General features: G+C 41.6%; 13 protein-coding genes. 8 read left to right on the forward strand and 5 right to left on the reverse strand.

Features of this window, described 5'->3' with window-relative positions; genetic code table 11:
- Positions 1-17: 17 nt before the first annotated feature.
- Genes ACYIB7_RS15085 through ACYIB7_RS15095 form a run of 3 tightly spaced genes read right to left on the reverse strand, consistent with a single transcriptional unit; the run spans position 18 to position 1878 of the window.
- Positions 18-1055 (reverse strand): glycosyltransferase family 9 protein, encoded by a 1038-nt coding sequence (locus ACYIB7_RS15085; protein WP_103982905.1) that lies wholly within the window; start codon positions 1053-1055, stop codon positions 18-20.
- A 1-nt stretch (position 1056) separates the two neighbouring features.
- The gene (locus ACYIB7_RS15090) at positions 1057-1662 is read right to left on the reverse strand and encodes a DUF4254 domain-containing protein (RefSeq protein ID WP_103982904.1); all 606 of its coding nucleotides are present in this window, start codon (positions 1660-1662) and stop codon (positions 1057-1059) included.
- Positions 1663-1719: 57 nt separating this feature from the next.
- Complete coding sequence (locus ACYIB7_RS15095; RefSeq protein ID WP_480337657.1) at positions 1720-1878, reverse strand: hypothetical protein; 159 nt, start codon at positions 1876-1878, stop codon at positions 1720-1722.
- Between the two features lie 118 nt (positions 1879-1996).
- Between ACYIB7_RS15095 and ACYIB7_RS15100 the strand changes: the two genes are divergently transcribed.
- The 3 genes from ACYIB7_RS15100 to ACYIB7_RS15110 are packed head-to-tail and all read left to right on the forward strand — an operon-like array spanning position 1997 to position 5077.
- Positions 1997-3196, forward strand: coding sequence for an MFS transporter (locus ACYIB7_RS15100; protein WP_103982903.1), 1200 nt, complete (start codon positions 1997-1999; stop codon positions 3194-3196).
- A 17-nt stretch (positions 3197-3213) separates the two neighbouring features.
- Positions 3214-4326, forward strand: a complete 1113-nt coding sequence (gene pdxB, locus ACYIB7_RS15105; RefSeq protein WP_480337659.1) for a 4-phosphoerythronate dehydrogenase PdxB — start codon at positions 3214-3216, stop codon at positions 4324-4326.
- 19 nt (positions 4327-4345) lie between these two features.
- Positions 4346-5077: a helix-turn-helix domain-containing protein gene (locus ACYIB7_RS15110; protein ID WP_103982901.1), complete on the forward strand. Its 732-nt coding sequence runs from the start codon at positions 4346-4348 to the stop codon at positions 5075-5077.
- On the opposite strand, the gene purN is transcribed toward ACYIB7_RS15110, so the two are convergent.
- Entirely contained in the window at positions 5072-5641 is a 570-nt protein-coding gene (gene purN / locus ACYIB7_RS15115) for a phosphoribosylglycinamide formyltransferase (RefSeq protein WP_099464724.1), read from the reverse strand. The genes ACYIB7_RS15110 and purN overlap by 6 nt on opposite strands.
- A gap of 154 nt (positions 5642-5795) precedes the next feature.
- Here purN and ACYIB7_RS15120 point away from each other — a divergent pair, with 154 nt between their 5' ends.
- The 4 genes from ACYIB7_RS15120 to ACYIB7_RS15135 all read left to right on the forward strand — a co-directional run bounded on the left by ACYIB7_RS15120 (position 5796) and on the right by ACYIB7_RS15135 (position 10817).
- Positions 5796-6032, forward strand: a complete 237-nt coding sequence (locus tag ACYIB7_RS15120) for an acyl carrier protein (RefSeq protein WP_099464725.1) — start codon at positions 5796-5798, stop codon at positions 6030-6032.
- 21 nt (positions 6033-6053) lie between these two features.
- Positions 6054-7319, forward strand: a complete 1266-nt coding sequence (fabF, locus tag ACYIB7_RS15125; protein ID WP_103982900.1) for a beta-ketoacyl-ACP synthase II — start codon at positions 6054-6056, stop codon at positions 7317-7319.
- Between the two features lies 1 nt (position 7320).
- Positions 7321-8151 (forward strand): ribonuclease III, encoded by an 831-nt coding sequence (gene rnc / locus ACYIB7_RS15130; RefSeq protein WP_103982899.1) that lies wholly within the window; start codon positions 7321-7323, stop codon positions 8149-8151.
- Positions 8152-8222: 71 nt separating this feature from the next.
- Entirely contained in the window at positions 8223-10817 is a 2595-nt protein-coding gene (locus ACYIB7_RS15135; protein ID WP_480337661.1) for a T9SS type A sorting domain-containing protein, read from the forward strand.
- Between the two features lie 64 nt (positions 10818-10881).
- Here the strand turns inward: ACYIB7_RS15135 and ACYIB7_RS15140 are convergent, their stop codons facing one another.
- Positions 10882-11895 carry an ATP-dependent 6-phosphofructokinase gene (locus ACYIB7_RS15140; protein ID WP_103982897.1) on the reverse strand — a complete coding sequence of 338 codons (1014 nt, stop codon included), beginning with the start codon at positions 11893-11895 and terminating at the stop codon, positions 10882-10884.
- 80 nt (positions 11896-11975) lie between these two features.
- On the opposite strand from ACYIB7_RS15140, the gene ACYIB7_RS15145 reads away from it, so the two are divergent.
- Positions 11976-13502 carry a GH3 auxin-responsive promoter family protein gene (locus tag ACYIB7_RS15145; RefSeq protein WP_480337663.1) on the forward strand — a complete coding sequence of 509 codons (1527 nt, stop codon included), beginning with the start codon at positions 11976-11978 and terminating at the stop codon, positions 13500-13502.
- Positions 13503-13538: the final 36 nt, after the last annotated feature.

Genomic DNA, 13538 nt, shown 5'->3' on the forward strand with positions numbered 1-13538 from the left:
TTTTATCAAATAGACTTTTATCCTTTTATGTCGAGTATGGAAAACACTTTAGTCAGAATGGCTTCGGGCTTTATTTGTGTCAGGCAAGCCCAATCACCACGAAAGCATGGTTTATCTCCAAAAACAGAACACGGACGGCATGGCAAATCCACCTGTATAGAATCTTGTTCCTTCTGATGATAACCATAGAAGCCGGCATAAGGATGAGTCGCACCCCAAATAGACAAGACACGCGTTCCTACCAAAGAAGCAAAATGCATGTTAGCAGAATCCATGCAAATCAATAAATCCAATTGGCTTATTAATGCCAATTCGTTGTCCAGCGTGTAACGCCCGACAACATTTTTCAGTCGTGGATACTGAAATGCCCAATCCTCCAATACTGCTTCTTCGTACCCTTTTGCTCCAAAAAGAAATACAGTAATATCCTCTTGTTCTGCCAGCCGGGCAACCACCTGTTCCATGTCGTCAACCGGGTATATCTTCCCCCGATGCTTGGCAAAAGGGGCGACACCGATCCATTTACCGGTTTTTACTCCGGCTATTGTTTCCATCCCGGACAAATCGGCTGGTTTTTGTTCATAAAGAGAAATAAAAGATTCTGTATAATTTAGACCGGCAGCACGAAATACATCCGCATACCTTTCTATTACCGGACGAAGCTGTTTAAGATTTTTGTCCTTCTGGCTTGTCAGACGGTCACGTTCTTTACGTGTTTTATCCAATACAAAGACAGACTTACCTTTCATGCGGAAAAAGCTCCGTACAATAATCGAACGAATTACATTATGCAAGTCCAACACAATATCGTATTGATATTGCGACAATGCCGAAGCAAATTTAAGTAATCCGCCCAACGTTTTCTCTGAACCTTTCGTATTTATTCCTATAACATTTACATTATCCGGACGATTCATGAACACCGGAATCAGAAAAGCCTGGGTCAATACCGTAAAAGTATCTGCAGGATTACTCTTGGCCGCAGAATAAATTACCGGAACTGTCATTGCCACATCCCCGATTGCAGAAAGTCTGATTACCAATACATTTGCCATCTTATTTATTTCCGTATAATACAGGATTCAAAGCCGGATCATTATACATCTTCATCTGTTTGTACACCTTCATGTATTTACGGCCGGTTTTAATATCTGCCAGTAACTGGTCGAGAGCAGTAGAAAGGTCCTTTTTCTGTTCCAACAGGATGGCTAGTTTCTTTTCGCAACTAGCTTTGTGTTCAACATCCGCATCCGGCCGGTTCACTTCCTGTTGCATGTGATAAATTTTCAGAATTAAAATAGATAAACGGTCTACTGCCCAGGCCGGACTTTCGGTATTGATCGTTGCATCCGGCAAAACGTTTACATTTTTATATCTGTCCAGAAAGAAACTATCGATCAGCTCCACCAAATCGGTACGGTCCTGATTGGACTTGTCAATACGGCGTTTAATAGCCAATGCCCCGACAGGATCGATAGATGGATTGCGGATTATATCCTCCAGATGCCATTGCACAGCATCAATCCAGTTCTTCAGGTAGAGATAAAATTCTATACTTTTTACTTCATAAGGATTGTGTATCGTTGCATCAACATGATCGGTAACATGGTAGGCTTCCGTAGCTTGTTCGAAAATCCGGCAGCATTGTTCACTAAAATTCATATTTTCATTTCTTTTACCGTAAATACTAAGATGCAAAGGTAATGAAATCTTTTTAATTCATTCTTTTAGCATGTAGTCTTTCTTTGGGACGAATACGACTTTTACCCACGATAAAAATATAGGTTGACAATTGTCAACCATACGGTTAATAATTATCGGCCATACGGTTGACAATTGTCGGCCGCTTGGCTGATAGTTATCAGCTGAACTTTTCATCTTGTTATTCGTACATAGATTGTTTACTGCAAACAAAAGGTTTTACCTGAAATCGTTCACATGCAGTGAATGATTTATTACTTTTGTACCGGAAAGAAACGATCTGAAACAACAAACAATGGCAAAGGACAAGCTAGTATCACCCGGTTTTTGCTATATATTGACGGCAAATTTTTTGTTATTTTTCGCCTTTTACCTCATATTGCCGATACTTCCTTTTTATCTGAAAGAGCAGTTTATGGCGGATAAGTCTATGATCGGATTCATCCTGTCATGTTATACAATAGCCTGTTTATGCATTCGTCCTTTTGCAGGCTATTTATTGGATACATTCTCCCGCCGTCCTTTATATCTGTTGGCATATTTTATATTTACCGCAATCTTCAGCGGCTATATGCTAGCTACGACATTAACGCTGTTTATTGCTTTACGTATTGTTCATGGTTTTGCCTTTGGCATGGTAACAGTATCCGGGAATACAATAGTAATCGACATCCTGCCTTCTTCACGCCGTGGCGAAGGCATCGGATATTACGGACTGGCCAATAATACGGCTATGAGTTTTGGGCCAATGATCGGATTATTCATGCACGGTACTTGCTCATACGAAGTAATATTCACCTGTTCCCTACTGTCCGGAAGTCTGGGGCTCATTATGGCCTATATGGTAAAAACACCTTATAAACAACCGGTAAAACGCGAACCCATATCATTAGACCGTTTTTTCCTGGTAAAAGGAGCATGGGCAGGAATTTCCCTGCTTTTACTTTCTATCCCTTATGGAATGACAACAACCTATGTCGCTATGTATGCAGAAGAATTGGGAATAACGGTCAATGCCGGGCTTTATTTCACCTTCATGGCAATAGGATTGGCAATATCAAGGCTTTTTTCAGGCAGACAAGTAGACAAAGGGCGGATTACATTAGTCATATCATTAGGTATGTATCTGGCCTGCATAAGTTTCTTTATGCTGGCGTCTTTACAGACATTGATGAAATGGAACCCTGGCTTTACCTCCTATCTCTATGTAGTAATAGCACTTCTACAAGGAGTGGCATTCGGTACAATGTTCCCGGCTTTCAACACCTTATTTGTCAATTTAGCTCCTAACAGCCAACGTGGTACGGCAACTTCCACTTACCTTACGAGCTGGGATGTAGGTATCGGTACCGGATTAATGATAGGTGGCTCCATAGCCCAGCGGTTCGGAGGTTTCGATTATGCCTATCTTTTTGGTGCCTGTTTAACCATCCTGTCCACTTTATTTTTCCAGATAAAAGCAAGTCCGCATTACAACAAGAATAAATTAAGATGACTTTAAACAATTAGAATATGAAAATAATAGCTGACAACACTGTTCCTTACCTGAAAGGCATAGCCGAACCTTTTGCCGAAGTCCTATATCTTAACTCTAAAGAATTTAATACCGAAAAAGTCAAAGATGCTGACGCATTGATTGTACGGAGCATCGATAAATGCAATCGCAAACTGCTTGAAGGAAGCAAAGTAAAACTGATCACGACGGCTACTATCGGTTTCGACCATATTGATACAAAATATTGCGCTGAAGCGGGAATCACATGGAAAAATGCTCCGGGATGCAATGCCATATCCGTAGCACAGTATGTGCTGGCGTCTATTGTAGCAATATCATTACACAAGAATGAATCATTGAATGGCAAGACCATTGGTATAATTGGTGTTGGCCATGTAGGAAAAGAGGTGGAAAAACTGTGTACAGCCTACGGCATGAAAGTATTACGAAACGATCCTCCACGGGAGGAAGCAGAGGGAAGAGCAGAATTCGTTTCACTCGACACAATAGCTCAAAAGGCAGATATTATTACCATACATGTGCCACTGACAAAAGAAGGGCGTTTCGCTACCCGCCATCTTGCCAACGAAGAGTTTTTCAACAAGTTAAAAAGAAACCCCTGGTTCATCAACAGTTGCCGTGGAGCAGTACACGACACGCAGGCATTGCTACAAGCTAAACGGGAGAACAAAATAAGCGAACTAGTTATCGATTGTTGGGAAAATGAACCGGACATTGACCGTGAATTATTAGAAGAAGCAATCATCGCAACTCCACATATTGCAGGATTTTCTGCTGACGGAAAAGCAAACGGAACAAGAACCTGTTTAGAAAATATCGGCAAGTTTTTTCACATCACAATAGAAAAAATAGGAGAAGTAACTCCACCCGCTCCTCAAAACACAATTATTGATTTGAATCGTTTTTCCACACAAAGCAGAATTGAGCAAGCTATACTGGCAAGCTTTAATCCAACAGTTGTAGATAAAGCACTTCGAGAAGCGCCTGATAAATTTGAATGGTTCCGTACAAATTACAATCATCCCCGGGAGTTTAGGGCATATACAGTAATAAATGCCACCCCGGAAGAGCGGCATCTACTACTTTCGTTAGGGTTCAACTCTAAATAGAAAACAAATACATGCCGATATGAAACAACCCTTACTCTTTTGCTTTATACTACTAACAACCCAATTTTCCATAGGTTTCTTTCAAAACAATAATAAATTAACCCTGGAATACATATATAACCAGACAATACTGGCTTCGGAGAAAGCAGTCACACATGCCGACACAGCAGAACTACAAGATCAGAGCAGGCTATTTATTATTTCTGCATACATAATTATATTGTTACTTCTTCTAACTTGGCTTACCTATCGAAATAGTCAAATTGTCAGACATAAAAACAAAATTATAGCAAATCTGACTGATCAACTTATTTCTTGCAGGGATCAACTACAACAAGCTCGCGAAACAATCAAAGAACTAAGCCAATCAAATATCAAGTCGCCTGTAAAAGAGATCGTCTCAATAACAAATGAGCCTGCCGACAGCGACCTATTCGCAACATTACAAGAAATAATAGTTAAAGAAAAACTTTTCTTGCAACCAGATCTTACACGCGAATATCTTCTAAAACGAATAAAAACGGATAAAAACAGATTTGCCCGGATGCTCCAGGAAAATGCAAACAGCAACTTCAACAGTTACATTAACGATATGCGATTGGAATATTCCATGCTTTTAATGAAACAATATCCCCACCACACTATTCAAGCCATTGCGCAAGATTCAGGCATTAGCAATGTCAGAACCTACCACCGCCTTTTCAAAGAAAAAATGGGAATGACACCTGCGGAATATAAAGCTGCATTATAACATATTTAAAACCTCCTCTATCACATGCGGGTAATGAGCATATTCCAACGCATGCACTTTGGTTGCTACTTCTTCCGGAGTATCTGAAGAAAGAACCGGGCATGTAGCCTGAAAAATAATAGCCCCTTCATCATAATTCTCATCTATATAATGTATAGTAATACCAGATTCTTTTTCTTTGGCAGCAACGACAGCCTCATGCACGTGCATACCAAACATACCTTTTCCTCCATACTTAGGCAATAATGCAGGATGTATATTAATTATTTTTCCCGGATATGCTTTTAATAAAGCATCGGAAATCTTATTCATAAAACCAGCGAGAACAATAAAATCAATTTTATACTCGGTCAACTTTGCCAAGACAGCTTTCCCCTCAACAAATTCATCCCTGGAAAAAACAAATGAAGGTACTCCCAGTTTATTTACCCGGGCATGTACACCGACATTACGATTATTTGATAAAACAACTGCAACATTAACAGTTTCACTTTTAGCAAAATATCGGGCTATATTTTCGGCATTCGTACCCGAACCGGAGGCAAAAATCGCTATATTCTTCATATTTTTTGATGTTTTAGTGCACAAGAAAAGAAATAATGTGCAGTTTTCCGCATTTTTAGCTCATTAAATTTGTTTTGTAACATAAAAAATTCTTTTCTTTGCACTGCAAATTTAAAAAGTATATTCGTATTTATTAATCTAAATTGAAAAAGTTATGTCTGAAGTTTCTGAAAGAGTAAAAGCTATTATCGTTGATAAATTAAGTGTTGAAGAAACAGAAGTTACAAACGAAGCAAGCTTTACTAATGATCTAGGAGCAGACTCTCTTGACACTGTTGAATTGATTATGGAATTCGAAAAAGAATTCGGTATCTCTATTCCTGATGATCAAGCAGAAAAGATTACAACAGTAGGTGACGCTATTAAGTACATCGAAGAAAACGCGAAGTAATCAATCCTTTTATTGAAAGGTATGGAATTAAAAAGAGTTGTGGTAACAGGTCTTGGAGCTATTTCTCCGCTTGGCAATACCCTTCCTGAAACATGGGAAGGTATTATCAATGGGAAAAGTGGAGCCGGGCCTATTACTCAGTTTGATGCATCCAAATTCAAGACTCAATTTGCATGCGAAGTAAAAGGCTTCGATCCATTGACAGTTATGGATCGCAAAGAAGCCCGCAAATGTGATCGTTATAGCTTATTCGCAATTGATGCTGCTAAACAAGCGATCGCTGATGCAGCAATGGACTTGGATAAGGAAGACAAGAACCGTATCGGCGTTATTTTTGCCTCTGGTATAGGTGGTATCAAGACATTTGACGAAGAAGTACTAGGATATGCAAAGACTAAAGACACAATTGGTCCGAAGTTTAATCCTTTCTTCATCCCGAAAATGATTTCAGACATTGCAGCCGGACATATCTCCATGCTTTATGGATTTCATGGTCCGAACTTTGCTACAGTCTCTGCTTGTGCTTCTTCTACAAACGCAATTAGCGACGCATACAATTACATCCGCTTAGGCAAGGCTAATGTCATTGTCACAGGTGGTGCAGAAGCTGCTATTTCAGAATCAGGCGTAGGTGGATTCAATTCAATGAATGCATTATCAACGCGTAACGATTCTCCCGAAACAGCCTCTCGTCCATTCAGTGCAAGCCGCGACGGATTTGTAATGGGAGAAGGTGGTGCTTGTCTGATATTAGAAGAAATGGAACACGCTTTGGCGCGTGGAGCTAAAATATATTGCGAAATTGCAGGAACAGGAATGTCTGCTGATGCATATCATTTGACAGCTTCCCATCCGGATGGATTAGGAGCGAAGTTAGTTATGCGCAACGCATTAGAAGATGCCGGAATGGCTCCGGAAGATATTGATTATATCAATGTTCACGGTACATCAACTCCGGTAGGTGATATCTCAGAAGTAAAAGCGATCAAAGAAGTTTTCGGAGAACACGCTTACAAGCTGAATATCAGCTCTACGAAATCAATGACCGGTCACCTGTTAGGTGCCGCCGGAGCAATAGAAGCAATGCTCTGCATTATGGCAATAAATAACGGTATCGTTCCTCCTACAATCAACCACGCAGAAGGTGATGATGATCCGGAAATAGACTATAAACTGAATTTCACATTCAATAAAGCTCAAAAAAGAGAAGTACGGGCTGCACTGTCAAATACCTTCGGGTTCGGTGGTCATAATGCCTGCGCGATCGTTAAAAAATTTGTGAAGTAACGTGTTTTCAAAGCTATACAAAACAATAAGGCTCCTTAAAAATAAAGGTAAGGAGCCTTATTCTTCTTTATATAAAATACTAGGTTTTTACCCTGAGAATATCCACATCTACGAACAGGCATTTCTACATAAATCTTCATCTATAGAAGGTAATGACGGGAAATGGATAAATAATGAACGGTTGGAATTTTTAGGGGATGCAGTATTAGATGCAGTAGTTGCTGATATTGTATATAAACACTTCCAAAACCGGAAAGAAGGATTCCTTACCAATACCCGCTCAAAAATCGTACAACGTGAGACTTTAAACAGAATAGCCTTGGAAATAGGATTAGACAAGTTTGTCGTATACTCTGCCAAGTTAAGCTCCCATAATAATCACATGTACGGAAATGCCCTCGAAGCTTTATTCGGTGCTATTTATCTGGACAAAGGTTTTGATACATGCTATAAATTTATTCAGAATGTCATTATCAAACAACATATTGACTTAGATAATATCGCCCGCAAAGAGGTCAACTTTAAATCCAGCCTGATAGAATGGAGCCAGAAAAATAAGCTCGAAATTAAGTTCGATCTGATTGAATCTTTTACTGATAACGATGGAAATCCTGTTTTTCAAACAGCTATTACTCTCTCGGATGTACAAATAGGAGTAGGCATCGGTTATTCTAAAAAAGAATCACAGCAGAATGCCGCGAAAATGGCAATAAAAAAACTGCGCACAGACAGAGATTTCCAACTCTTCATATCCGAGCTAAAGAAAAAGCGTACCGGAGAAAATACAAGCGAAAAGGAATTTGAAGAATTACCCGAGGAAGAAACTGTATGATAAACAGCAAAACTTAGGTATATCGTTTGATTCGTTATATAAGAATAAGCTCGTATAAAAAAGTTGTATGTATGAAAAACCAGTACAGTAAACTTCTCCGAATATTAATAACCGACATATTATATATCGGTTATTTCTCGATTTCAAGTTCGTTGGCGCAGATCAGCGAAGGAGGACTCCCCCCCAGCTTTCAATTCGCAGGTTCACTTCGAAGTGAAAAGCTAGCAGAACAAGTTCCAGTGAATTTCAGTGTGGAAGACCTCAAGACGGTCGATGCGTGGAGGGTCAGCCAAGGCGCTCCGTTGCGTGTAGCCAAGTCGATCCCAACCAGCTTCGACATCGCCGATAGCGGCGATTGGATTTCACTACCCGACGGCAGCCAAGTATGGCAACTTCACCTTCAAGCGAAAGGAGCGATCGCCTTGATCCTGTATTACTCCGATTTTTATATCCCCAAAGGTGCCCGGTTATACCTGTATAACGCAGCGAAAAACCAAGTATTGGGTGCCTATACGCATCGTACGCATCCTAAAAACGGACCGTTCGCAACCCAAGCCGTAGCAGGCGATGAGGTGATCCTCGAATATGTACCGGCACCATCCGGCGAGACACCTCGACTACGCATCCGGGAGGTCGGTTACGGGTATAATCATCTTGAAGCGATCATGCCAGAAGTACAGGAAGCGCCGGGAGCCGGCTTTTCAGAAGCTTGCGAAGTGAATATCAATTGCGAGGAGGGAGCCGATTGGCAGGAGCAAAAGAAGGGGGTGATACAAATGATTCAATACATCCGTAATAAAAAGGGAGAAGGAGGAAGCTATATTTGTACAGCTTCTCTGGTAAATAATACGGCCCGTGACAAAAAGCCTTATGTATTATCCGCCTTCCATTGTTCGCAAGATATGTTGGGTGAACAGACGGTTACTCCCGAGGAATTAGCAGTCTGGTTGTTTTATTTCCACCAAGAACATGTGGGCTGCGATAATGAGTCACCCATTTATCCGATAAAAACCATGGTAGGATGTACACGGAAAGCCTCTACCCCTATCGAAAACGGTTCCGACGGACTGTTGCTGTTGCTTAACGATGAGATCCCCGATGATTATAATGTATTCTTTAACGGATGGGATCGTTCAAATATGCTTTCACTCTCGGGCGTAGGCATCCATCATCCTTCCGGCGATTATATGAAAATCTCCACCTATGGAAATTATCCGACAGGATCGATTACATGGCGTAATAGTGATGTTGGAAAAACCGGGGCCACGAACGCTCATTGGAACGCTACTTTCGATGCCACGCTAAACGGACACGGGGTGACCGAGGGAGGTTCTTCCGGTTCGCCTTTATTTAATAGCAAAGGTTTGATTATAGGTACGCTGAGCGGTGGAAGCTCCAGTTGCGAACTGCCCGAAGGATTGAATTTATACGGTAAATTGTATTATCACTGGAATAAATACAGTGATAATGATACAGCCCGGATGGATGTCTGGCTAGATCCACTCGGAACGGGCGTCACCTCGTTGCAGGGAATGACGCAGGATGGGAAAACGATCGGAAACGAGTATGAAGGTCCGACAGATTTGAAATACAAACAGATCTCCACGAGTGAGATTCAACTGACATGGAATGCCCCAGTCCTCGAAAAAATAGCTGGTTGGGGATCACAAGATCGTTATCAACAGTTCGGTCTCGGAGGAGATCCATTCTATTTCGCTCAGAAATGGGATACGAAAGATCTACAACCGGTGCATAAAAAAACGATCCGGAAGGTTAATTTCTATCCGCAGGAAGGAGTCACTTATGGAGTCTATATCAAACAGGGAAACCGGGAGTATGAAGAGAGTTTCACTCAACTGAAATCAGGTAAAATAAATTCGGTCACACTTAAAACACCATTCGTAATCGACGCGAAGCAGGATTTACTGGTAGCCATTCATGTGATAAGCTATGCTAATAACACATACCCGGCATGCTCCGATGAAGGCCCCGCAGTCGATGGAAAAGGGAATTTATATTCTTTGGACGGAAAAAAATGGGAAACATTCTCAGATGATGAGCTAGATGCCAATGTTGTGTTATCGATCGTAATAAGCGCGGAAGAAGGTGAGCTCCCCTCAAGTTCCGTATTCTCCACGAGCACTTTCTCGGAGAAACCGCAACCCATGAGAACAGGCCGATTATCATTCCGGAAACTGGCTATCGCCTCCGATGCGCAAGAAGCAGAGTTGATCACGGCTTTTCCGGAGCTGACCGGTTATAAGGTATATCAAGATACCCGAGAACTGACGACATTACCTGTTTCTCAACGGAATTATACGGTGAAAAATCTGACGACAAGTACCCCTCTGCTCCAAGTAACGGCACTTTATAGTACCGACGAGAGCGCTCCGGCTACAGTAATTCCGGAAACGAGCGTAGGTAACGAACTGAAGCCAACAGGCGAAGAAGTAGACATTCAACCACGTATCTTCTCGAATGAAGTACAGATCCAGAATTATCAACAACTGAAATCGCTTGATATCTACAGGGCCGATGGAAAGTTGATACGTAGTATCCCGCAACCGGGAAGCAGTCTCAGCACGGGTGATTTTGCCACTGGAATGTATATCTTCCGCTTAACTACCGAAAAGGGAAGCCAAACCGTTCAAGGTATTAAGAAATAAACGGCCGCCTACTAGTATAAAGTAAAAAAGGTTGTGCGTCCTCTGACGCACAACCTTTTTTATTTTATTTCCCGAATGTTACCCCCATCCTTTTTCCTTGAATAATCAAATCGTGCTCCGGTGTTACAAGTTTTAGCTTACCTGCCACTTCCGATAGAGGAATAGATCCGACAGACGCCCCTTTCATGCACACCATCCTTCCGAATTGTCTATTAGCAATCAATTCCGTAGCGTGACCTCCAAGACGTGTAGCAAGGTTACGGTCAAAAGGAGACGGATTTCCTCCCCGCTGTGTATACCCTAATACAGTATCGCGAGTCTCAATGCCCGTAACGGCCTCTATTTCTTTCGTAATATAATCAGACGGACGTTTTTTGTCCGGAGTATCAATACCTTCGGCAACAACAACAATAGAATAGGGCTTTCCGCGGTGGGCACGATTCAGAATTGCTTCATTTACCTTGTTAATGTCATACCCCAATTCGGGCAATAAAATAACATCCGCCCCTCCGGCCATACCGGCATATAAAGCAATCCAGCCGGCATGATGTCCCATAACTTCCACAACCATCACTCTTTTATGAGAACTTGCAGTGGAATGCAGGCGGTCTATAGATTCGGTTGCAATGTTAACTGCCGTATCGAATCCAAAAGTAATATCCGTTCCCCAAACGTCATTATCGATCGTCTTAGGAACGCCTATTACGTTCAATCCTAAGCGGGCAAGGAGATTCGCCGTTTTCTGCGTGCCGTTTCCTCCTATGCATACAAGACAATCTAATCCTAATTCTTCATAATTCTGCTTAATAATCTGAGGCTTTTCAGTATCGCCCGAAGCTAATAATTTACGAAAAGGCTTTTCACGAGAAGTTCCCAGAATAGTCCCTCCCAGATTAAGTATTCCGGAGAGGCTTCTCTCATCAAAGGTCTGTATATCCTTATTCAGAAGGCCTATAAAGCCGCTGTGGATTCCTATTACATCCATTCCATAGTGCATGATAGCAGTCTTGCCAACGCCACGTATTGTAGCATTGATACCAGGGCAATCGCCGCCGGATGAGAGAATCCCTATTTTCATAGTAACGTTAATTTATTATTAGGCAAAGATATAAATAAAAAGAGAATGCCTACATTTGTGTCCAATACAAAATAGGGAGCATGGATATTTTAACAAAAGCGATTTCACTATTTTTTCTACAACGTCAGAAAAATATTGAGAAGTTTGGGCAGGATACCGATATAATCCAGCGTAGACAGCTGCATGCTCTTCTAGCCGGTGCCAGATGTACCGAGTGGGGAAGAAAATACGATTATAAAAGTATACGCAGCTATGAAGATTATCGTCAACGGGTACCTTTGCAAACGTATGATGATATCAAACCTTATGTTGAACGGATGATAAATGGAGAAAGAAATATTCTTTGGCCCTCTATCATTCGATGGTATGCCAAAAGCAGCGGTACAACGAATGATAAAAGCAAATTTTTACCTGTAACAAACGAAATACTGCGGGGATGCCACTATAAGGGAGGTTTTGATTGTGTAGCCCTCTACCTTCGCAATAATCCCGAAAGCCGCTTTTTCTCTAAGAAAGGCCTGATACTAGGAGGCAGCCATAGTCCGTCACCACTTAATGCACAAGCTCATTGTGGCGACCTGTCGGCCGTTTTATTACAGAACCTTAGTCCGCTTGTCAACCTGATGCGGGTTCCGAGTAAACGCGTTATACTGATGGACGAATGGGAAAGCAAAATAAAAGCAATTGTAGAAAACACCTGGAATAAGGATGTAAACAGCCTTTCCGGTGTACCTTCATGGATGCTGGTACTGATTAAAGCTATTCTTCAAAAAGCAGGAAAAGAAAACTTAACCGAAGTATGGCCTAACCTGGAAGTCTTTTTCCACGGCGGTATCAGCTTCGAACCTTACCGCGACCAATACAAGGCATTGATCCCTTCCGGCAAAATGCATTATGTTGAAACCTATAATGCGTCCGAAGGTTTTTTCGGGATACAAGACGATCCCGATAACCCCAGTCTGCTGATGATGCAGGATTATGGTATATTTTACGAATTTATTCCCATGAACGAAGTAGGAACCTCTAATCCCACCGTTTTGCCGCTGGAGGCGGTAGAGACCAACAAAAACTATGCAATGGTTATCTCTACAACCGGAGGATTATGGCGTTATCAGATTGGAGATACCGTACGCTTCACCTCGCTTTTCCCTCATAAATTCGTCATTTCGGGAAGAACCAAACATTATATCAACGCATTCGGTGAAGAATTAATGGTTGATAATGCAGACAAGGCTCTTAGTCTCACTTGTAGAGAAACCGGAGCTAAAGTAAATGAGTATACAGCCGCTCCTCTTTTTATATTAGACAAAGCCAAAGGCCGTCACCAGTGGTTTATCGAATTTGAAGAAATGCCTCCATCAATCAGTGAATTTGCAGCATTGTTGGATAAACACTTGCAGGAACTCAACTCAGACTACGAAGCAAAACGGTATAAAGACATTTCCCTCCAGCCTCTGGAAATAATAATATCAAAAGAAGGCGTATTTTACGACTGGCTCAAGCAGAAAGGCAAACTAGGAGGGCAGCATAAGATTCCACGCCTGAGCAACGACCGTACTTACTTAGAAGAGTTGCTGGAAGTGAACCAAAGAGAGCACTATAATTAGTCCAAACGGTTTGGAGTTATGCTTGCAAAGTGTCTG

The sequence above is a fragment of the Parabacteroides sp. KHUB-03 genome (genome assembly GCF_056640975.1).